This is a genomic window from Stenotrophomonas sp. PS02298, from assembly GCF_029959445.1.
Lineage (GTDB): Bacteria > Pseudomonadota > Gammaproteobacteria > Xanthomonadales > Xanthomonadaceae > Stenotrophomonas.
Map to the genome: position 1 here is coordinate 1 of NZ_JASCOR010000070.1, position 22,219 is coordinate 22,219.

The window sequence follows — 22,219 nt, forward strand, 5'->3', positions numbered from 1 at the left end:
CCACGGGCCCCCCAGGGGCCCCCTTTGGCTTTTTTATGGCCCGAGCCATGCTCGGCAATGGCATTACCGATAAGGCATCTGCCGAGCATGGCTCGGCACTACATGCGGATTTGATCCTGGGAAAGCCCCTGCCGAGCATGGCTCGGCACTGCATCAACAAAAACGGAGCGCTTGCGCGCTCCGTTTCTGTAGCAGCAACTACCGCAGCTGCAATTAGAGGCGGCTGGCGATGGCCTGGGCAAAGCCCATGGTGGAGCCGTTGCCGCCCAGGTCACCGGTCAGCGAATCCTTGGCTTCCATCGTGGCAACGATGGCCTTGCGCAGGCGCTCGGCGTTTTCCGGCTGGCCGACATGGTCCAGCATCTGTGCAGCGCCCAGCAGCAGGGCGACCGGGTTGGCCTTGCCCTGACCGGCGATGTCCGGCGCGGTGCCGTGCACGGCTTCGAAGATGGCCGCATCAACGCCGATGTTGGCACCCGGGGCCAGGCCCAGGCCGCCGACCAGACCAGCACACAGGTCGGAGATGATGTCGCCGAACAGGTTGGTGGTGACGATGATGTCGAACTGCTCCGGACGCATCACCAGCTGCATGCAGGCGTTGTCGACGATCATTTCCTGGAACTCGATTTCCGGGTACTTGGCGGCGACTTCGCGCGCCACGTCCAGGAACAGGCCCGAGGTCGACTTGATGATGTTGGCCTTGTGCACGGCGGTGACCTTTTTGCGGCCGGTGCTCTTGGCCAGCTCGAAGGCGTAGCGCACGATGCGCTCGGAGCCCTTGCGGGTGATGCGGGTGCCGGAGAACGCGGTCTCGCCGTCGGCCGACACTTCCTGGCCTTCGGCCAGGTAGGCGCCTTCGGTGTTCTCACGCACCGTGATCATGTTGATGTTCTCGTAGCGCGACTTGGTGTTCGGGAACGAGATGGCCGGGCGCACGTTGGCGTACAGGTCGAACTGGCGACGCAGGGCAACGTTGATCGAGCTGAAACCGCCACCAACCGGCGTGGTCAGCGGGCTCTTCAGGGCGACTTTGTTCTTCTTGATCGACTCCAGGGTGGAAGCCGGGATCAGCTCACCATGCTTTTCCAGCGCGGCCAGGCCAGCGTCGGCGAACTCATAGCTCAGGCCTGCGCCCAGCTTGTCCAGCACGAACAGGGTGGCGTCCATGATTTCCGGGCCGATGCCATCGCCACGGATGACGGTGATTGTCTGCGTCATTTCTAGGTATTCCGAACAGGGAGGAGGAATGCGCCATCCGGCTGCCCGGAACCCGGCGCGATTGAAAAGGTTTCAACTGTCAATTATGCCTGATCAGCCGCGCCAGCCCCAACTGGACCATGGTCTGGGGTTCAGCTGTGCTCGTGTCCGGCCGGGGCCTCGGCCGCGCCGTTCTCCAGCTGGTCGAGGAAATCCACCGCCCGCCGCAGGTGCGGGATGACGATGGAGCCCCCCACCACCAGGCCGACCGAGAAGGTCTCGAAGAACTCCTCGCGGCTGACCCCGGCCTCCTTGCACTGGGCCACGTGGTAGCTGATGCAGTCATCGCAGCGCAGCACCATCGAGGCGACCAGGCCCAGCAGCTCCTTGGTCTTCACGTCGAGCGCGCCAGCCTGGTAGGTCTGGGTATCCAGCGCGAAGAAGCGCCGCACCACCTGGTTGGGCTCGGCCAGGATGCGCTGGTTCATGCGCTGGCGGAATTCGGTGAACTCGGCCAGACGGTCCTTTTCGTTGTCCGCGCTCATGCGCCCTGCCCGGCCAGCAGCGGCTCCAGCTTGCCTTCGCGGTGCAGCGCGATCATGTCGTCGTAGCCGCCCACATGAACGTCGCCGACGAAAATCTGCGGCACGCTGGTGCGCTTGGTCAGCGCCATCATCTTCTCGCGCGCGGCCGGATCCAGGTCGATCCGGACCTCGGTCCAGGACTGGTTCTTGCTCTTCAGGAAATTCTTGGCCGCTACGCAGTACGGGCAGACGGCGGTGGAGTAAATGGTGATCTCCGGTACACCGGCGCTGGATGAGGTTGTCACAACGAAACTCCTGGGTGGAAACATTGTCTATATATGGTACCGGTCGCGTGGATTTTCGATGCCACCGGCAGAACACAGCGGGTTAACCTTTGCTTCACACCCGCGCCCCGCTTCCCCGTCATCCTCCGCCCTGCCACCACCCGGAGTCATCGCTTGCGCAACCTGCTGCTTGCCACCGCCATAACCCTGGCCATGGCCACCCCACTGTCCCACGCCGATGAAAGCAAACTGCCCGACATCGGCTCGTCGGCAGGCGAGCTGCTGACCCCGGCGCGGCAGGCGGAGTACGGCGGCATGATGCTGCGCGAACTGCGCAACTACGGCTACCTGCTGGACGACCCGCTGGTGGCCGACTGGCTCACCACCATGGGTACCCGGCTTGGCTCCAACAGTGCCCAGCCACAACAGAAGTACACGTTCTTCATGATGAAGGACCGGCAGATCAACGCGTTTGCCACATTGGGCGGTTACATCGGCATGAACGCCGGCCTGGTCCTGACCGCCGAGCGCGAGGACGAGGTAGCCGCGGTGCTGTCGCACGAAATCGCCCACGTCACCCAGCAGCATGTGCTGCGCGGGGTAGAGCGTGCCCAGCGCGACCAGATCCCGATCCTGCTCGGCATGCTGGCAGCAGTGATCGCTGCGCAGCAGGCCGGCGGCAACTCCTCCGGCGACGCCACCATGGCCGCGATCACCTCCGGCATGGGGCTGATGCAGCAGCGCCAGATCAACTTCACCCGCTCCAACGAATCAGAGGCCGACCGCCTCGGCATCCGCACACTGGCCCGCAGCGGCTATGACGTGGACGCCATGGCCGGCTTCTTCGAGCGCATGTCGGCAGCGATGCGCGGCAACGAAGGTGGCTATTCCACGCCGGATTTCCTGCGTACCCACCCGGTCAACATCACCCGCATCAGCGAGGCCAAGGCGCGCGCGGAGCAGATGAAGAAGGACACCGTCCTGTTGACCACCCAGACCCCGACCGGGGTCCTGCAGGAGCGGGTCAATCCGTCAGTGCCCGATACCAGCAGCCCGCTGGGTGGCGGCAATCCGCTGCTGCCAGCCGGCCTGCAACTGTCCCTGCCCGACAACAGCCTGCCACGCGGCGCCACCGGCCAGTTCGACTGGGCCCGCGAACGCCTGCGCGTGCTCAGTGCGCCAACCCCGTCGGAACTGGTGCGCGAATACGAAGGCCTCAAACGCAGCCAGAAGAATGGCCTCACCGATGCGCAACGCTATGGCGTGGCCATCGCCCGCCTGCGTGACGGCGGTGCCGGCGGCGTTACCCAGGCCCTGCCGGAGCTGCTGCAGTTGCTGCAGGAATACCCGGGCAACCTGTGGATCAACCTGGCCGTGGGTGAGGCCGAATCACGCAGCGGCCGTCACGAAGACGCCAACAAACGCTTCGACACCCTGCTAAAGCGCCTGCCACAAAGCCGCCCGGTGGCCCTGACCTATGCGCAGGTGCTCAATGAGCAGGGTGGCGTCGCCGCCGGCCAGCGCGCGCAGGCCATGCTGCGGCCACTGCTGGCCCGTTCCAGCGACGACCCGGTGTTCCAGGCCACCTTCGCCCGCGCCAGCGAACTGGCCGGCGACAGCACCCGCGCCAGCGAGGGGTATGCCGAAGCTGCGTACCTGAATGGGCGGCCGGAACAGGCGTTGATCCAATTCCAGGCCCTACTCAAACAACCCGGGCTGGACTACGTGAGCCGCGCACGGGTGGATGCCCGCATCGAGTCGATCATGCCGACCGTGCTGGAAATGCGCCGACTCGGTGTGCAGGACCCGGAAATGTCACGAAAGTGAACCCGCTTGCGGCAATTTGTCGGTTTTACCCTCCATCAATGTCACAAACCCGTCATCAAACCGTAGTCTACTGAGCACATCCCTTATTGATGGGCATTCCGGTAGGCGCCACGTGCAGAAACGTATCCTGATTGTCGACGACGAACCCGCGATCCGTGACATGGTCGCCTTCGCCCTGCGCAAGGGTGAATACGACCCGGTCCATGCCGGCGACGCACTCGAAGCACAGACCGCCATTGCCGACCGGGTACCGGACATGATCCTGCTGGATTGGATGCTGCCCGGCACCAGCGGCCTGGAACTGGCCCGCCGCTGGCGCAAGGAAGTCCTCACCCGCGATGTGCCGATCATCATGCTCACCGCACGCGGTGAAGAAAATGATCGCGTCGGCGGCCTGGAAGCCGGCGTCGACGACTATGTGGTCAAGCCGTTCTCGGCGCGCGAACTACTGGCACGTATCCGTGCAGTGATGCGCCGCACCCGCGATGATGACGAAGACGGCAGCGTCGGCGTTGGCAACATCCGCATCGATGGCGCCGCCCACCGCGTCTTCGCCGGCGATGTACCGGTGCCGATCGGTCCCACCGAATACCGCCTGCTGCACTTCTTCATGACCCACCCGGAGCGCGTCTACACCCGCTCGCAGCTGCTCGACCATGTCTGGGGTGGCAGCGTGTATGTGGAAGAACGCACCATCGACGTGCATATCCGCCGCCTGCGCAAGACGCTGGAACCCTTTGGTGCCGAGAACATGGTGCAGACCGTGCGCGGTGCCGGCTATCGCTTCTCCGCCGCCACCTGAACCGTGGCGGCCAAGCAGCCGCCATAACCCGGGACACCCCGACGGATCCACCCAGTACCACCGAGAGCGCAATGCCCCGCCAATTCCGATCTGCCTGGTTGAAGACGCTGGCCACCGTGGCCGCGTTGTTGTTGCTGGCGTGGGGGCTGGGGGCGTTGCTGGGCCATCCGGCGTTGATCGTTGCGATCACCGCCATGGCAATCCTTACCTGGCACTACTGGCGGCTGCGCCAGCTGCTGTTGCGGCTGACCGCACGCCAGCGCTGGGACACGCCGCAAGGCGTGGGCGTCTGGAACGAGCTGGACCGCCTGCTGTCACGCAACCAGCAGGAAATGCGCGCGCGCAAGCGCCGCCTGGTCGAAATGCTGCGCAGCTACCGCGCCGCCGCTGCCGCCCTGCCCGATGCGGTGGTGGTGGTCGACCGCAACACGCAGCGCGTGCAGTGGTTCAACGAAGCCGCCACCGCCCTGCTCGGCCTGCAGCACCCCGCCGACATGGAGGCCGCGCTGGTGCCGCGCCTGCAGCCGCTGCCGCTGGCCCATTGGCTGGCCGGTGGCCGCAATGCCGAACCGATCCTGGATGCGAACTCGCCGGTCGATCCAGCCATCCGCCTGCATATGCGTTTGATCCCCTACTCGGATCACCATTGGCTGCTGGTCGCGCGTGACGTGACCAAGCTGCTGCACCTGGAACAGGTCCGCCGCGACTTCGTCGCCAATGTCTCGCACGAGCTGCGCACGCCACTGACCGTGGTGCACGGCTACCTGGACATGATGGACCCGGAGGATTTCCCCGATACCGGGCCGATGCTGTCGGAGATGCGCAAGCAATCGCAGCGCATGGCGCAGCTGGTCGAAGACCTGTTGACCCTGTCACGGCTGGAATCCCAGCAACATACCGAGCTGGAAACGGTGGGCATGACCTCGATGCTGGCATCGCTACGGCGCGAAGCCGAAGCACACAGCCAGGGCCGCCACACCATTGTCGTCGAGGACCAGGCCGGGGTGGATCTGGCAGGCTCGAACAAGGAACTGCACAGCGCCTTCTCCAACCTGCTGACCAATGCCGTGCGCTACACCCCGGCCGGTGGCCGCATCAGCCTGACCTTCAGCCGCGAAGGCAATGGCGCGGTGCTGGCGGTCACCGACACTGGTTACGGCATCCCGGCCAATCACCTGCCGCGCCTGACCGAGCGTTTCTACCGTGTTTCCAGCAGCCGTTCGCGCGAAAGCGGCGGCACCGGGCTGGGCCTGTCCATCGTCAAACACATTCTTGGCCTGCACCAGGCACGCCTGGAAATCCGCAGCGAAGTCGGCCAAGGCAGCACCTTTGCCTGCCACTTCGACGCCGAGCATGTACGCCCGCGCAATGCATCCCCCTCGCCCTTGTCCATGGAAGACTTTCCGGCATGACTCCTCCTCCGCCCCCCGCCACGCCCGCTGTCGGCACCGATCCCCTGCGTGATCCGTCGCTGTACATCAACCGGGAACTGTCACAGCTGGATTTCAACTTCCGCGTGCTGGCCCAGGCGATGGATGAGCAGGTGCCATTGCTGGAGCGGCTGCGCTTCCTGTGCATCTCCTGCACCAACCTGGACGAGTTCTTCGAGATCCGCGCGGCGGCGGTGCGCCATGCGCAGGAATTCGGCCTGCCACCGGCACCGGACGGGATGAGCCCGCAAGCCATCCTCAACGCCATCCATGACCGCGCCGCCGAACTGGTGGACCAGCAGTACCGCTGCTGGAACCAGGTGCTGCGTCCGGCCCTGGGCGAGGCCGGCGTCGGCATCCTCGCCAACAAGACCTGGACCCCGCGCCAACGCCGTTGGCTGCGCGCCTATTTCCGCAACGAGATCATGCCGGTGCTGTCGCCGCTCGGCCTGGACCCGTCGCACCCGTTCCCGAAGATCCTCAACAAGTCGCTGAACATCGTCGTCGTGCTGAAGGGCACCGACGCTTTCGGTCGCGCCGGCCATCTGGCACTGGTGCGTGCACCGCGTTCACTGCCGCGCATCATCCAGCTGCCGGAGTCGCTGGGCGGCCCACAGAACTTCGTGCTGCTGTCGGCGGTGTTGTCGGCCTTCGTCGACGAGCTGTTCCCGGGCATGGATGTGCAGGGCGCCTACCAGTTCCGCGTCACCCGCAACTCCGAGCTGGTGGTGGACGAGGAAGAAGTGGAGAACCTGGCGCTGGCGCTGCGCGATGAGCTGGTCGACCGCGGCTATCGCCCGGCGGTACGTCTGGAGATCGCCCACGACTGCCCCAAGCCCATCATGCAGACCCTGCTGCAGAATTTCGGCCTGTCCGAGAACGCGGCCTACCGCATCGATGGCCCGGTCAACCTCAACCGCGTCATCCAGGTGTATGACCTGCTGCAGCGCGCGGACCTGAAGTACCCGCCGATGACCCCTCGCGTGTTCAAATCGCCCGAAGGCATCTTCGAAACCGCCGCGCAGGGCGACGTGCTGCTGCACCATCCGTTTGATTCCTTCAGCACCGTGCTGGAGCTGATCCGCGAGGCCGCGGTCGATCCCAACGTACTGGCGATCAAGCAGACGCTGTACCGCACCGGCAAGGACTCAGGCATTGTCGAGGCGCTGATCCTGGCCGCGCGCAACGGCAAGGACGTCACCGTCGTGGTCGAACTGCGCGCGCGCTTCGATGAAGAAGCCAACCTCGGCCTGGCTGACCGCCTGCAGGATGCAGGCGTGCAGGTCGTCTACGGCGTGGTCGGCTACAAGACCCACGCCAAGATGCTGCTGATCGTGCGCCGCGAGGGCCGCAAGCTGCGCCGCTACGTGCACCTGGGCACCGGCAACTACCACAGCGGCACCGCCCGCGCGTATACCGACCTGAGCCTGATCACTGCCGACGCCGACATCGGCAACGATGTGCACCTGCTGTTCCAGCAGCTCTCCGGGTTGGCCCCGAAGATGAAGCTCAAGTGCCTGCTGCAATCGCCCTTCACCCTGCACACTGGCCTGATCAAACGCATCGAGCGCGAGACCAAGCTGGCATTGGAGGGCAAGCCGGCACGCATCATCGCCAAGATGAACGCCCTCAACGAGGCGCAGGTGATCCGCGCCCTGTACGCGGCCTCGCAGGCCGGCGTGCAGATCGACCTGATCGTGCGCGGCGCCTGCACCCTGCGCCCGGGCGTGGAAGGCGTATCGGACAACATCCGCGTGCGTTCGATCGTCGGCCGCTTCCTCGAGCACAGCCGCGTCTACTGGTTCGGCAACAACGGCGCGCCTGAGCTGTACTGCGCCAGCGCCGACTGGCTGGAGCGCAACCTGCTGCGGCGCGTGGAAACCTGCTTCCCGATCCTGGATACCGATCTGTCCCGGCGGATCTACCGCGAAGTGCTGCAGAACTACCTGGACGACAACCTCAATGCCTGGGACCTGCAGGAAGACGGCCGCTACATCAAGAGCACGCCCGCGCCCGGCCAGCCGCCACATTCGGCGCAACAGGCATTGATGGAAGGGCTGTAACCAGCAGCTACCGGAAACAAGTGACAGGAACCAGTGCAACAGCGGGCATCCGCCCGCTTTCACTGGTTCCTACGTGCGCGGACGTTAGCGTCTGGGCCACTCGCCGCAGATTGCGTCGCCATTGGTTCCCGGACCCCGCATCTATGTCCCTGGTTACTTCATCCGCTACCATTCCGCCATGCCCCAGTCCTCTCTGACCCCACCGCCCCTGCAGGACGGCGACCTGCTGGCCGCCATCGATCTGGGCTCCAACAGTTTCCACATGGTCATCGCGCGCTACCTGCTCGGGCAGCTGCGGGTAGTGGACCGCCTGCGCGAAACCGTACGCATGGCCGATGGCCTGGATGGCAAGGGCGGTCTGTCGCCCGAAGCCCGCCAGCGCGCGCTGGAATGCCTGGCCCGTTTCGGCCAGCGCATCCGCAACATCCCGCCCTACCGCGTGCGCGCCCTGGCCACCAATACCGTGCGCCAGCTGCGCTCGCCGCTGTCGTTCCTGATGCCGGCCGAAACCGCGCTCGGCCACGCCATCGAAGTGGTCAGCGGCCGCGAAGAAGCCCGCCTGATCTACCTCGGCGTTGCCCATGCGCAGCCACCCAAGCCCGACCAGCACCGGCTGGTGATCGACATCGGCGGCGGCTCCACCGAGTTCATCATCGGCCAGGGCATGCAGACGCTGGAGCGCGAAAGCCTGCAGGCCGGCTGCATCGCCAGCACCCGGCGCTTCTTTCCCGGCGGCAAGCTGAGCAAGAAGCGCTGGAAGGACGCACTCACCGAGATCGGCGCCGAGTTCCAGCCCTTCGCCAACAAGTACAAGGCATTGGGCTGGCAGGAAGCACTGGGCTCGTCCGGCACCCACAAGGCGATCAGCGAGATCTGCGCGGCAATGAAGCTGAGCAAGGGCGCGATCACCGCCGAAGCGCTGCCGCAGCTGCGCGAGGAACTGCTGCGCGCCAAGAACATCAACGAGATCGAGCTACCGACGCTGTCCAACGAGCGCCGCCCGATCATCGCCGGTGGCGTGCTGGTGCTGGAAGCCGCCTTCCAGGCGCTGGGCCTGCAGAAGCTGCTGGTCAGCAAGGCGGCGATGCGCGAAGGCATCCTCTACGACATCATGGGCCGCGCCAACGACAACGATCCACGCGACGAATCGGTAGCCGCACTGACGCAGCGCTACGCCATCGACGAAGCCCAGGCGCAGCGGGTGGAAGCTACCGCGCAGCGCTTGTTCGAACAGGTATCCGACGCCTGGAAGCTGGATGTCGACGATGCCCGCATGCTGGGTTGGGCCGCGCGCCTGCATGAGCTCGGTTTGATGATCGCGCACAGCGGGTATCACACCCACGGCAGCTACGTGATCGAGCACTCGGACATCGCCGGCTTCTCGCGGCAGGAGCAGCAGATGCTGGCGGCACTGATCCGTACCCATCGCCGTGGCATTCCCAAAAGCGCCTTCGAGGCCCTGCCCGAACGCCTGTTGCTGCCGGCCAAACGCACGGCAGCAATACTGCGGCTGGCAGTGCTGCTGCACCGCGCACACGAATCCGACCCGATCCCGACACTGGAACTGTCCGTCGACGGCAATGCGCTGTCGCTGATCCTGTCCAAGGACTACATCGACGCCCGCCCGCTGCTGCGCGCGGATCTGGTTGGCGAGGCAGAAGGCATGACAGGGCTGGGTTTCAGCTTCCGCCCGTTCGTGGCCTGAGCGCTGAGGCCAACCCGCCGCCATCCGGATCAATCTGAAACTGGCGACGTCAATGCGTAACTGCGGTTACCCATTGCGTCAAGACAAACATTTTTTTTACAAACGACGCTACTCTCGCTAGACCACCGCTGCACTCGCAGCGGTGGTCTTTGATGGAGACCGCGACGGCCTTGCGTCGCAGTCTCTTTTTGACATTTGTCTGTTTCGAAAAAGAGAGAGAGTAAGCCCGTAATGCAAACACGTTCCAGCACACTGGGGCAGGCAATCCGCTATGCCCTGGTTTCGAGCACCGTCGGCATGACCGCCCTGCCCGCGCTCGCCCAGGACAGCAACCCCACCACCCTTGATCGCATCGAAATCACCGGTTCGCGCATCCGCCAGGTCGACGTAGAAACCGCACAGCCGGTGTTCGCCATCAGCCGCACCGATATCGAACAACAGGGCTTCAGCTCGGTTGCCGACATCCTCCAGAACGTCACGGCAATGGGCAGCCCGGCCATCAGCCGCGCCAACGCGCTGACCGCAGGCGAGAATGCAGGCGGCACCTACATCGACATGCGTAATCTGGGTGCGCAGCGTACCCTCGTGCTGGTCAATGGCAAGCGCCTGGGCATCAGTACGTCCGGTTACCAGGACGTGTCCAGCCTGCCGGTATCGGCAGTGGAGCGCATTGAAGTGCTCAAGGATGGTGCATCGGCAATCTACGGTTCCGATGCAATGGCTGGTGTCATCAACATCATCACCCGCACCAACGTCAGCGGCGTCACCGCCAATGTTTACCACGGCCAATACAGCCAAGGCGACGGCGCGCGCGATCGTTTCGACGTGGTCACCGGCTGGAGCAACGACCGCATCTCCCTCACTCTGTCAGCTGAACACAGCGAAGAAAAGGAAGTCTGGGCCAAGGACCGCTGGTTCAGCGCCTACGGCATCAGCGACCGCCACCCGGCAGACAGCAGCAACTGGACCACGATCAGTCAGTTCGGTCAGATCACCGGCCTGATCGGCGGCCCCGGCTGCAAGGACGTCAAGGGCTGCAACTACTCCCTGGACCGCGGCAAGGATCCAACCAATCCGGCCAACTACCACCTGACCGACGCCACCCCGTTTACCGGTGACGTGAGCAATGCCAACGAACAGATGCACGTGAACTACCCGGTCAAGCGGGATTCGGTGTATTTCGATGGCCGCTTCAAGATCACCGACAACATCAACTTCAAGACCGAGCTGGGGTACAACGAGCGCACCTCGCGCCGCCAGATCGCCGGTTATCCGCTGCAGTCCAGCACCGCAGGGGTAGGCCCGATGTCGGTGGACAGCTACTTCAACCCGTTCGGCAACCAGCACGGCTACGCAACCCCAACCGCAGTCGCCTGGAACCGTCGCGCCTGGGAAGTGCCGCGCGTCACCACCAGCGAACTGAAGACCTACCGTGCGGTGGCCTCGTTTGACGGCTCGTTTGATCTGGGTGAGCGCTACTTCGACTGGGAAGTGGGCTACCAGTACAACCGCAACGAACTCGAATCCGTCGCCACCGGCAACCTGCACAAGGGTCGGGTCGCAGCCGCGGTGGGCCCGTCGTTCTACAATGCCGCCACCGGCAAGGTCGAATGCGGCACGCCCGGCGCACCAGTTGCCAACTGCACCCCGTGGAATCCGCTGGCGCCCTACGGCAGCACCGATCCGAATGGCCTGAGCGCCAACGCTACCCTGCTGGATTGGCTGTTCCCCACGGAAATCACCAAGGGCAAGACCACCAGCAAGAACTTCTTTGCCAACATCGCAGGCAGCATCGTCACGCTGCCAGGCGGCGACATGGGCTTTGCCTTTGGCGTGGAAAGCCGTCAGGAAGCGGGTGAATACCGTCCAGATCCCCTCGCCCAGACCGGCGCAACCACCAATCTGGCAGCCGGCCCGACCGGCGGTGACTACCGCGTCAACGAGGCCTACCTCGAACTGAACCTGCCGGTGCTGTCCGACCTGCCGGGTGCGCGCGAACTGAGCTTCAACGCCGCTACCCGCTATTCGGACTACGACACCTTCGGCGATACGCTCAACAGCAAGTTCGGCTTCAAGTGGAAGCCACTGGACCAGCTGCTGGTGCGTGGTACCTGGGCAGAGGGCTTCCGCGCCCCCACCATCAATGATCTGTACGGTGGCGGTTCGGAGACCTTCGCCCAGTTCAGCGATCCATGCGACACCCAGTTCGGCTCGTCGCGGACCAGCCAGGAAGTACGCCTGCGCTGCGCCAGGGATATCGCCAATGCCGATACGTTCCGCCAGCTCAAGCAGGGCATGACCCCGGTGACCACCGCCACCGACGCAACTCCGGTGCCGTTCGTTTCAGGTTCCGACCCGACGCTGACCCCGGAAACCTCGGTCAGCAAGACGCTCGGCCTGGTGTGGAGCCCAAGCTTCATCAGCAACCTCAACGTGTCGCTGGACTGGTGGAAGATCCGCATCGAGAACACCATCGTTGCCGACAGCCCCACCCAGATCCTGATCGACTGCTACGAGCAGGACATCGCCTCCCGTTGCGAACGTTTCACCCGTGACCCGAACAGCGGCATCGTCAATACGCTGAAGTTCGCGAACCGCAACTCCGGCTTCATGCAGACCGAAGGTTACGACCTGGATGTGAGCTACCGGCTGGATACCAGCTATGGCAAGTTCAGCAGCAGCTGGGCTACCACCTATGTCAGCGAGAACATCTACCGCTCGACCAACAACAGCAAGACCGTGCCGACACCGACCAACGGCATTGGCAGCGGCTTCCGCATCCGCTCCAACCTGAGCCTTGGCTGGGACCTGGAGAACTTCGGTGTGAGCTGGACCACCCGCTACTACTCCGGTGTCAAGGAGCAGTGCCCGAGCATCAAGCTGTATCCGGAAGAGTGCTCCGATCCAGGCGTGGTGGCGCCTTGGTACGCGGGCGCGCGCAACTACAACGAGCGTGGCGCGGTGACCTTCCACGACGTGCAGGTACGTTACAAGCTGCCGTGGGATGCCACCGTTTCGGTCGGTGCCAACAACGTGTTCGAAAAGTACGGCCCGGTGATGTACAGCAAGCCGAACTCTGCCTTCTCGTACTACGGCGGCTACGACATCGGTCGTCTCGTGTACATGAAGTACCAGCAGCGCTTCTGATCCCTGCCTCGCAGGGAAAAAAGCACCAGGAACCACGGCCCTTCGGGGCCGTGGTTTTTTTGTTGGCCCAGTAACAAAGTCGTCAACTGGGAGTAACAGTCGCTTCATTCCCGGCGCGCATCCTCGCCAAAAACCGGGAGCCAGCCATGCGCTTTGCGATCGTCACCGAGACCTATCCGCCAGAGGTCAATGGCGTTGCCTTGACCGTGCAGGGACTGGAACACGGCCTGCGCAAACGCGGCCATGACGTCGATGTCGTGCGCCCACGCCAGCAGCAGGACAGCAGCGGTGCCAGCCATGAACTGCTGGTGCGCGGTGCGGGCCTGCCGCGCTACCCCGGCCTGCGCTTCGGCCTTCCGGCTCCATTGCAGCTTGCGCGGCAGTGGCAACAACAACGCCCGGATGCAATCTACGTGGCCACGGAAGGCCCGTTGGGATGGTCGGCAATGCGCACCGCGCGGCGCCTGGGCATTCCGGTCGCCTCGGGCTTGCATACGCGTTTTGATGAGTACCTGCCCGACTATGGCGCGGCATGGCTGCAAGCCACCGCATTGCGCTGGATGCGCCGTTTCCACAATCAAGCAGAAGCCACCTTGGTCCCCACCAGCGAGTTGCAACAGTTCCTTCAGGACAATGGTTTTTCAAAGGCGCGGTTGCTGGCGCGTGCGGTGGATGGCGACCAATTCGACCCCAACAAGCGCGACGATGCCCTGCGTGCAGACTGGGGCATCGAAGGCGAAGGCTTTGCGGTGATCTACGTCGGCCGCATCGCCGCGGAGAAGAATCTGGGTTTGGCTATCAAGGCCTTCCGTCGCATCCAGCAGCACCGGCCGAAGGCACGCTTTGTCTGGGTCGGCGATGGCCCGATGCGTGAGAAGCTGGCCGAGCAGAATCCGGACTTCATTTTCTGCGGTGTGCAACGCGGCGAGGCATTGGCAAGGCATTTCGCCAGCGGCGACCTGTTCCTGTTCGCCAGCCGCAGCGAAACCTTCGGCAACGTCACCCTGGAAGCCATGGCCAGTGGCGTGGCGACGGTGGCCTTCAACTACGGCGCGGCCCGCGAACACCTGCAGAGTGGCCATAGCGGCGTTGCGGTCGACAACGATGAGAACTTCATCGCCGCTGCCGTGCAGCTGGCCAATGATGACGAAATGCGCATGACCCTGGGCGCAAATGCCAGCCGCGCGATGCAGCGCCTGCATCCGGAGCGGGTGGTCGCCGAATTCGAAGCACTGCTCAGCGAACTGGCTTCCCGGAGACGCTGCCATGCGATTGCTGCCGCCTGAAGGCATCGCCGCACGCGAGGCACGCTGGTGCCGCCGCGCAAACCGCTACGGCCGCCGCCGCGGCATCCGCCGCCTGTTCTCGGTGCTGAGCCGGCTCGGTGATGGCGTGTTCTGGTACATGTTGATGGGCGCGCTGGTACTGGCCGATGGCCTGGACGGCCTGCAGGCCTCCGCGCACATGGCCGCCACCGGCGTGCTGGCACTGAGCCTGTACAAGCTGCTCAAGCGCTGGACCCGGCGCCCGCGCCCATTTGCCGCCGACCTGCGCATCCGCGCCTGGGTGGCACCGCTGGATGAGTACAGCTTCCCGTCCGGCCACACCCTGCATGCAGTGTCCTTCACCGTGGTGGCGCTGGCCTACTACCCCTGGCTGGCCCCGCTGTTGCTGCCCTTCACCGTCGGCGTAGCGCTGTCGCGGGTGGTGCTGGGCCTGCATTACCCCAGCGATGTACTGGCTGCCACCGTCATCGGGGTGCTGCTGGGCGCGGGCTCGCTGCAGCTGTTGCCGCTGCTCGCAGGCTGATCAGGCTCTACAATGCGGGCATGACAACGCTGTTCATCTCCGACCTGCACCTGGACCCCAGCCGTCCAGCCATCACTGAACTGTTCCTCGACTTCCTGCGCGGCGAAGCGCGGCAGGCCGAGGCGCTGTATATCCTGGGCGACCTGTTCGAAGCTTGGATCGGCGATGACACGCCTTCCAGCGCCGCCGATGCGGTCGCGCTGGCGCTGCGTGAAGTCAGCGACGCTGGTGTGCCGGTGTACTTCATCCGCGGCAACCGCGACTTCCTGCTGGGCAACGACTATGCCGCGCGCGCCGGCATGCGCATCCTGCCGGATCCCTCGGTGATCGAGCTTTATGGCAAGCCGGTGCTGCTGCAGCACGGCGACCTGCTGTGCACCGATGACGTCGCCTATCAGGCCTTCCGCGCGCAGACCCGCAACCCGGCCTTCATCGCCCAGTTCCTGTCGCAGTCGCTGGAAGCACGCGTGGCCTTTGCGCAGAAAGCCCGTGCCGCCAGCCAGGCGCATCAATCGGAAATGAAGCAGGACGACAAGGCGACGTTTGAAACCGTCACCGATGTCGCAGCCGCCGAGGTGGTTGCCACCTTCCAGCGCTACGGCGTGGACACGATGATCCACGGCCACACCCATCGCCCCGCGATCCATACCGTGAACGCAGGCGAGCACAGCTTCACCCGCATCGTGCTGGGGGACTGGTACGAGCAGGGTTCGGTGTTGCGTGTGGATGCGGATGGCTTCCGGCTGGAAGCGCTAGGCTGACGCTGCTTGCAGGAGCGGCGTAAGCCGCGAAGCTGGAGCAAAGAGAACCGCCAGATATGGCTGCAATCGCAGACCTTTCTGGCGGTTCTTGTTTTCATGGCTTCGCGGCTGACGCCGCTCCCACAGAATTTTGTGTGGATCAGGCGCTTGGCTCAGGGGGCTTCCACCGGTACCGACGGGTCGCGGGCGCAGCCCTTGAAGGTGTCCTTGCCGAGCACGAATTCCGCTGTGAACGGGTGTTTGAGGTCGGACATGCCGTCCGAGCACTCTGCACGCTGCACGGTCAGCCGGAAAGCTTCCTTCCCTTCCCCGCCCTGTACTACCAGCAAGCCATCCTGCAGCGCGCGGCTGCCTTCCAGATGCAGCGGGCTGGCCTGGGTTTCCGGGGTGCTGTAATCGAGCTGGGCACCGTCCACACGTACCCCCCAGAACGGCTCGGTGCCGGAGGCCTGCACGATGACCGGGAAATCGTCCTGGGCAGCCACTGCTTCAGCAGCAGCGACAGGCGCCTCCGGAGCCGGTGCCGTGGCGCTGGAGTCAGCCGCAGGCTTGGGACCGTTGCATGCCGACAATGCCACTACCAGCGCGACCAGGGTAAGAATCTGCTTCATCGTTTTCTCCTTGATTGCATCGTTGCCGATCGAGAACACCGTGACATGCGACTCGACCTGATGTTGACGGATGCCTTTGCATCAACCCGTGAAAGACAGGGATACGGAAAGCCGCATCTGCCACGCCGATGGTGGAATGCAGGCAAGCGGGCCGTCAATCGGACACGGCCCGAGTCGCGGGAATCATTCATCGTTGCGCCCTGCCATGCCGACGGGAACCTCCGCCGCCAATGACGCGGCGGCCTGCGTCACCGCGCGCGGCATTCAACCGGCTTGTTCAACCAGATAATCCAGTTCGTCTTCATCGAAACCGGCCAACAAGCGCGCTTCCAGATTGAAGGGCCCGCGCAGGTAGCCACCGGCGTATTCGCCCAGCAGCTCCTTGAACCGCTTGCGTGGCTCGACACCAACGCGCGCGCAATACCAGTGGTACCAGCGCGTGCCTGCAGCGACATGGGCCACCTCTTCGCGCAGGATCACCTCCAGCACGTCGGCAGTCGTTGCATCGCCAAGCGAACGCAGCTTGCTGATCATCGCCGGCGTCACATCCAGGCCGCGCGCTTCCAGTACCCGCGGCACCAGGGCCATCCGTGCCAAGCCGTCGTGCGCGGTCTTCTCGCACATTTCCCACAGGCCGTTATGGGCGGGGAAATCGGCGTAGTCGTGGCCATGTGCCAACAGGCGATCACGCAGCAATACGAAATGGCGCGACTCATCATCGGCGCAGCTCACCCAATCGGCATAGAAGCTGCCCGGCAGGCCGCGGAAGCGATAGACCGCGTCCCAGGCCAGGTCGATGGCATTGAGTTCGATATGGGCGATGGCGTGGATGAAGGCGGCGCGTCCATCCACGGAGCCAAGGCCACGGCGCGGCAGGTCGCGCGGGTGCACCAGCACCAGTTGCGGCGGGCGGCCGGGTGCACGGATGGGGTCGGGGTCTGGCGCTTCCGTGGGCAGCTTCAAGGTGCCAGCGCGGTAGCGCGCGACGTAGTGCTGGGTGAGCGCTACTTTCTCAAGCGGGTCAGCGGCGGCCATGCAGATGCAGGCGGCGTCGAGCAGGGAGAACTCTGCTGCTTCGGGTGGTGCGGCGAATGCTTGGTTGGTTATGGACGGCAGTGCTTGTTGCGGGTTCATGGGTGCTCACATGTTGCCGCTTCGTTCTGCCCTCACCCCAACCCCTCTCCCGCAGGCGGGAGAGGGGCTTAGATCAGGCGCGGCGCTGGGTCTTGGCTTCATCCGAACGCAGTTGCTGGATGCGCTCGAAGTAACCCGGCTCGATGCCGGTGACGTATTCGCCGTTGAAGCAGGAGGAGTCGAATTCCTTCAGCTCCGGGTTGCCTTCACGCACGGCGACTTCCAGGTCTTCCAGGTCCTGGTAGACCAGCCAGTCGCAGCCCAGGTGCTTCTCGATTTCCTCGACGCTGCGGTTGTGCGCGACCAGTTCTTCGGCCGCCGGCATGTCGATGCCGTAGATGTTCGGGAAACGCACCGGCGGCGCGGCACTGGCCAGGTAGACCTTGCGTGCGCCGGCATCGCGCGCCATCTGCACGATCTGCTGGCTGGTGGTACCGCGCACGATGGAGTCATCGACCAGCAGCACCACGCGGTTGCGGAATTCCAGATGGATGGGGTTGAGCTTGCGGCGCACGGATTTCACCCGCTCACCCTGCCCCGGCATGATGAAGGTGCGGCCGACGTAGCGGTTCTTTACGAAGCCTTCGCGGTATTTCACGCCAAGCACGTTGGACATCTCCAGCGCGGCATCGCGCGAGGTGTCCGGGATCGGGATGATGGTGTCGATGTCATGGTCCGGACGCAGGCGCAGGATCTTCTCGCCCAGCTTCTGGCCCATGCGCATGCGCGCCTTGTGCACCGACACGTTGTCCATCATCGAGTCCGGGCGTGCGAAGTACACGTATTCGAAGATGCACGGCGTCTGCTGTGTATTGGTCGCGCAGATCTCGGTGAACAGCTCGCCGCGCTCGGTGATGACCACTGCCTCACCCGGGGCGACATCGCGCATGCGCTCGAAGCCGAGCACGTCCAGCGCCACCGATTCGGAGGCCACGGCGTACTCGATGCCTTCGGCATGCTCGCGCTTGCCCAGCACCAGCGGACGGATGCCATGCGGGTCACGGAAGGCCACCAGGCCCAGGCCCAGCACCACGCTGACCACGGCATAGCCACCCTTGCAGCGGCGGTGCACGCCGGCCACGGCACGGATCGCCGCCTCCGGGGTCAGCATGCGCTGTGCGTCCAACTCGTAGGCGAACACGTTCAACAGCACTTCGCTGTCCGAATCGGTATTGATGTTGCGGCGGTCGGCCTCGAACACCTGGCGACGCAGCGCCTCGGTGTTGATCAGGTTGCCGTTGTGCGCCAGCGCGATGCCGTACGGCGAGTTGACGTAGAACGGCTGCGCCTCGTCGGTGCCTTCCGAGCCTGCGGTCGGGTAACGCACATGGGCGATGCCGATGCGGCCCTGCAGCAGCGCCATGCGGCGCTCGTCGAATACATCACGGACCAGGCCGTTGGCTTTTTCCACCCGCAGGCGGGTGCCGTCAGCGGTGGCGATACCGGCCGCATCCTGGCCACGGTGTTGGAGGACGGTCAGGCCGTCATAAAGCTGCCCGGCGACGTTCTGGTTGCCGACGATTCCGACGATGCCACACATGTTGCGCGATCTCCGCTGGGCGATGCCCGTTAACGTGAAGGTGGCCGTGCCTGGCCTTGAGGCTCAACCCGTATCGGCTTGAGTTGACCCGGGCGCACCTGCGCCGGATCGATGTTGGAGGGCAACGCCCCCGCCGGGTCAGCTCGGCCTTGCTCTGCACTGCGCTGGCGGGGATCAAAACGCGTCCCTTCCAACGGCGCCGGTAACAAGCCACTGCCCGCATCTGCTTCGTTCGGTCCGCCATTATCGCCTGCCAGCACCGACTTACCCAAGTCCATCAGCGCCATTGCCGGCGATTCAGGTGCCTGCGGCAGCTTTTCACGCATCCAGGCAGCCATCGGCTGCAGCCACGGCACGACACTGGACTGGCGCCAACCCGGCTCCTCGGCCATCGAGGTGAAGCCCAGCAGCAGTACCGCCAGCACCGCGAACAGCCCCCCGCGCACCACGCCCAACGCCAGGCCCAGCAGCCGATCCGGCCATTTCAGCAGCACCGTGGCATCAACCACGCCACGCAGCAGGCGCCCGACCAGGGTCGCCGCCAGCAACACGCCGATGAATACCAGCAGATAGCCGCCGATGTATTCGCCAGTGCTGGGCTGGCCTTGATCGGCCAGCAGCAGGGCAGCGCGCTCACCGTAGTAGAACGCGGCCGCAGCGGCCAACAGCCAGTTCACTACGCCGAGCACGGTCGCCAACAGCCCGCGCATCAGCCCGAACAGGGCCGACACACCGATCAGCGCCAACAACAGCAGATCAATCACCGCAGACCCCGCACGTGAGGCGCAGCGCTGCGCGACTGATCTGCGGGACGCAACGCCGCATCAAGGATGCGGGCGGACCATGCCGGCAATGCCGACCTTGGCCGCGACCTGCGCCTTGAGCTGCTCGGCCTGCTCACGGCTGGCAACAGGGCCAACACGGACGCGGTTGAGCACGCCGTTATCGGTACGCACCTGTTCAACAAACGCACTGAAGCCGGCAGCACGCGCGCGATCACGCAGCGCATTGGCATCGGCGGCCTGGCCGAAGGCACCCAGCTGCACGGCGAAACCCACACCGCTGGCGGCCGGTGCGGCCGGGGTGGTGACCGCCGGCTTGGCCGGGGTTGCCGCCACCGGCTTGGCCGGTTCAGGCTTCGCTACTTCCGGCTTGGGCGCTGCCGGTTTTGGCGCAGCCACGACCGGCTTGGCCGGCTCCGGCGGCAAGGCCTCGGTGCGCACCGGCGCAGTGTTCGAGGCAGCCACTGGGGTACTGCTGGTAGCCGGTGTGGCGGCAGCGGTCGGTGCAGCGACGGCGTTCTCGGCAGTGGCGTTGAGCACCACCACCTGCGCGTTCACGTCGTTGCGGACCTTGCCCGCTTCCAGCCGCACCAGCTCAGCCTGGGCACGATCGGCGTACGGGCCGATGCGCACACGCCAAGCCTGGCGACCATTGATGGTGTCGGCCTGGCGGAAGCCCGGCAGGTTGGATTTCTTCAGGTGCGCGATCACTGCATCGGCGTCAGCCTCGCTGCCATAGGCACCAAAATTGACCGCGTAGTTGCCAGCGACGGTCGCCGGCGGCAGTCCATTGGCCGGCGGCTCGACGGCGGCGGCCACGCCGGTTTCCGGTTGCGCGGCCGGCATGCCCAAGGCACCACCCGCCGGGGCACCCGGTGCGACCAGCGGCAGTTCACGGGTCTCGAACTGGCCTTCGGCCGGTGCTGCGGGCGCGCTGAGCGGCACGTCCTGTACGCCACTGTCCGGTGCAGGCCCTTTGACCAGCATCGGCAGGAAGATCACGGCAAGCGCCACCAGAACGATGGCACCAATCAGTCGCTGTTTCAGAGGAGTTTCCACAATTGGCGTATGCGCGGCGCGGCGGAGTGCCCCGGTGATTATATGCGGGGCACGCGCGGCAACGTCTTAGTCAGCTGAACGGAGTACCGGCAGCGCCTCGGCCACCGTATGGAAGGAGCCGAACACCAGCACCCGGTCGCCTGGCCTGGCCTGGGCCAATGCAGCGCCCAGCGCCGCGCTGACGTTGGCGGACAAACCGGCCTCGGCGGCATGGGTCTGCGCCAGGCGTTCGCGCAGGTGCGCGGCGGTCTGCCCGCGCGCACCTTCCAGCCCAGCCAGGAACCAGCCATCGACCTGCGGCTGCAGGGCTTCGACCACTCCCACGGCGTCCTTGTCGGCCAGCGCGGCATACACGGCCAGCGTGCGCCCCTGCACCGGTTCGGCCTTCAATGCCGCGGCCAGCGCAGCAGCAGCCTGCGGGTTGTGGCCGACATCCAGCAACACGTCCACACCACTGCGCTGGAAGCGCTGCAGGCGCCCGGCGATATGCGCATCGGCAATGCCCTGCGCCCACGCCGTGCGCGGCACCGGCTTGTCCAGGGCGCGCAGCGCAGCGACCGCGGTGGCTGCATTGTTGCGCTGGATCGGCGCCCACAATGCCGGCTGCGGCAGTTCCAGGCGGAAGGAGACATCACGCCAGCGCCACAGTTCGCCATCAATGTCCTCGGCGAAGAAGTCGCTGCCGAAGCGGATCGCATTGGCACCGAGCACGTAGGCGCGACGCAGCACGCTGGAGGGCGGATCGATCTCACCGAGGATCAGCGGCTTCCAGCCGCGGATGATGCCGGCCTTCTCCTGGCCGATGGCTTCGCGATCGGCGCCCAGCCAATCGGCGTGGTCGATATCGACGGTGGTGATCACCGCCACATCGGCGTCGATGATGTTGACCGCGTCCAGCCGTCCACCGAGGCCGACTTCAAGCACGGCCACGTCCAGGCCGGCCTGCTGGAACAACCACAGCGCGCACAAGGTGCCGTATTCGAAATAGGTCAACGCGGTGTCGCCACGGGCGTCTTCGACTGCATTGAAGCCGGCAACCAGGCTGGCGTCATCCACATCCTTGCCATCGATGCGCACGCGCTCGTTGTAGCGCAGCAGGTGCGGCGAGGTGTAGGCACCTACCTTCCACTCCGCGGCGCGGGCGATGGACTCGATGAAGGCCACGGTCGAGCCCTTGCCATTGGTGCCGCCAACCACGATGCAGTGCTCCGCCGGCCGCCCCAACTGCATGCGCTGGGCAACCTCGCGCACGCGCTCCAAGCCCATTGCGATGGCTTGCGGGTGCTGCTGTTCGATATGGGCGAGCCACTGTTCAAGCGTGGCGGGACGGGCGGAAGACATGCGGAAGACTCTCGGGATCATGGGCCGGCACTGAAAGCCGGCTGCGCGTTGCGCGCGGGAATGGTGCCCATGATACAGCGGCGGCTGCACGCGGCCGCCAAGCTTGCCGGCATGTCATGTCGGGGCTGTGTAGTGCCGAGCCATGCTCGGCAGGAGGCCGCACCGGGAGAACCTCAGCCGAGCATGGCTCGGCTCTACAGGCG

At 65.0% G+C, this 22,219-nt stretch carries 18 protein-coding genes; 9 read left to right on the plus strand and 9 right to left on the minus strand.

Going from position 1 to position 22,219, the window contains the following annotated elements:
• Positions 1-213 precede the first annotated feature (213 nt).
• The 3 genes from QMX78_RS11755 to grxC form a co-directional block, all read right to left on the minus strand.
• Positions 214-1,218 carry an isocitrate dehydrogenase gene (locus tag QMX78_RS11755; RefSeq protein WP_282269697.1) on the minus strand — a complete coding sequence of 335 codons (1,005 nt, stop codon included), beginning with the start codon at positions 1,216-1,218 and terminating at the stop codon, positions 214-216.
• Positions 1,219-1,349: 131 nt separating this feature from the next.
• Entirely contained in the window at positions 1,350-1,742 is a 393-nt protein-coding gene (locus QMX78_RS11760) for a carboxymuconolactone decarboxylase family protein (protein WP_282269701.1), read from the minus strand.
• Complete coding sequence (gene grxC / locus QMX78_RS11765) at positions 1,739-2,026, minus strand: glutaredoxin 3 (RefSeq protein ID WP_282269703.1); 288 nt, start codon at positions 2,024-2,026, stop codon at positions 1,739-1,741. The genes QMX78_RS11760 and grxC overlap by 4 nt, the downstream gene beginning before the upstream one ends.
• Positions 2,027-2,218: 192 nt before the next feature.
• Here grxC and QMX78_RS11770 point away from each other — a divergent pair, with 192 nt between their 5' ends.
• From QMX78_RS11770 to lpxH, 9 genes are all read left to right on the plus strand, one after another.
• Positions 2,219-3,832, plus strand: coding sequence for a M48 family metalloprotease (locus tag QMX78_RS11770; protein WP_282269729.1), 1,614 nt, complete (start codon positions 2,219-2,221; stop codon positions 3,830-3,832).
• Positions 3,833-3,944: 112 nt separating this feature from the next.
• Positions 3,945-4,634, plus strand: a complete 690-nt coding sequence (phoB, locus tag QMX78_RS11775) for a phosphate regulon transcriptional regulator PhoB (RefSeq protein WP_282269705.1) — start codon at positions 3,945-3,947, stop codon at positions 4,632-4,634.
• A gap of 71 nt (positions 4,635-4,705) precedes the next feature.
• Entirely contained in the window at positions 4,706-6,046 is a 1,341-nt protein-coding gene (gene phoR, locus QMX78_RS11780) for a phosphate regulon sensor histidine kinase PhoR (protein WP_282269707.1), read from the plus strand.
• Positions 6,043-8,127: a polyphosphate kinase 1 gene (ppk1, locus tag QMX78_RS11785; protein WP_282269709.1), complete on the plus strand. Its 2,085-nt coding sequence runs from the start codon at positions 6,043-6,045 to the stop codon at positions 8,125-8,127. The genes phoR and ppk1 overlap by 4 nt, the downstream gene beginning before the upstream one ends.
• A 178-nt stretch (positions 8,128-8,305) precedes the next feature.
• On the plus strand, positions 8,306-9,832 hold the full coding sequence (gene ppx, locus QMX78_RS11790) for an exopolyphosphatase (protein WP_282269711.1): 1,527 nt from the start codon (positions 8,306-8,308) through the stop codon (positions 9,830-9,832).
• 231 nt (positions 9,833-10,063) lie between these two features.
• Entirely contained in the window at positions 10,064-12,979 is a 2,916-nt protein-coding gene (locus QMX78_RS11795; RefSeq protein ID WP_282269713.1) for a TonB-dependent receptor, read from the plus strand.
• Between the two features lie 146 nt (positions 12,980-13,125).
• Positions 13,126-14,265, plus strand: a complete 1,140-nt coding sequence (locus tag QMX78_RS11800) for a glycosyltransferase family 1 protein (RefSeq protein WP_282269715.1) — start codon at positions 13,126-13,128, stop codon at positions 14,263-14,265.
• Positions 14,246-14,788, plus strand: a complete 543-nt coding sequence (locus tag QMX78_RS11805) for a phosphatase PAP2 family protein (protein WP_282269717.1) — start codon at positions 14,246-14,248, stop codon at positions 14,786-14,788. Before QMX78_RS11800 ends, QMX78_RS11805 begins: the two co-directional genes overlap by 20 nt.
• A gap of 20 nt (positions 14,789-14,808) precedes the next feature.
• Entirely contained in the window at positions 14,809-15,549 is a 741-nt protein-coding gene (lpxH, locus tag QMX78_RS11810; protein WP_282269719.1) for a UDP-2,3-diacylglucosamine diphosphatase, read from the plus strand.
• Between the two features lie 152 nt (positions 15,550-15,701).
• On the opposite strand, the gene QMX78_RS11815 is transcribed toward lpxH, so the two are convergent.
• The 6 genes from QMX78_RS11815 to folC form a co-directional block, all read right to left on the minus strand.
• Positions 15,702-16,160, minus strand: coding sequence for a hypothetical protein (locus QMX78_RS11815; RefSeq protein ID WP_282269721.1), 459 nt, complete (start codon positions 16,158-16,160; stop codon positions 15,702-15,704).
• A 264-nt stretch (positions 16,161-16,424) separates the two neighbouring features.
• Complete coding sequence (locus QMX78_RS11820) at positions 16,425-17,195, minus strand: ferritin-like domain-containing protein (protein WP_282269731.1); 771 nt, start codon at positions 17,193-17,195, stop codon at positions 16,425-16,427.
• A 172-nt stretch (positions 17,196-17,367) separates the two neighbouring features.
• Positions 17,368-18,834 carry an amidophosphoribosyltransferase gene (gene purF / locus QMX78_RS11825; protein ID WP_282269723.1) on the minus strand — a complete coding sequence of 489 codons (1,467 nt, stop codon included), beginning with the start codon at positions 18,832-18,834 and terminating at the stop codon, positions 17,368-17,370.
• Positions 18,835-18,863: 29 nt separating this feature from the next.
• On the minus strand, positions 18,864-19,598 hold the full coding sequence (locus tag QMX78_RS11830; RefSeq protein ID WP_282269725.1) for a CvpA family protein: 735 nt from the start codon (positions 19,596-19,598) through the stop codon (positions 18,864-18,866).
• 60 nt (positions 19,599-19,658) lie between these two features.
• Positions 19,659-20,675, minus strand: coding sequence for an SPOR domain-containing protein (locus tag QMX78_RS11835; protein WP_282269726.1), 1,017 nt, complete (start codon positions 20,673-20,675; stop codon positions 19,659-19,661).
• A 66-nt stretch (positions 20,676-20,741) separates the two neighbouring features.
• On the minus strand, positions 20,742-22,016 hold the full coding sequence (gene folC / locus QMX78_RS11840) for a bifunctional tetrahydrofolate synthase/dihydrofolate synthase (protein WP_282269727.1): 1,275 nt from the start codon (positions 22,014-22,016) through the stop codon (positions 20,742-20,744).
• Positions 22,017-22,219 lie beyond the last annotated feature (203 nt).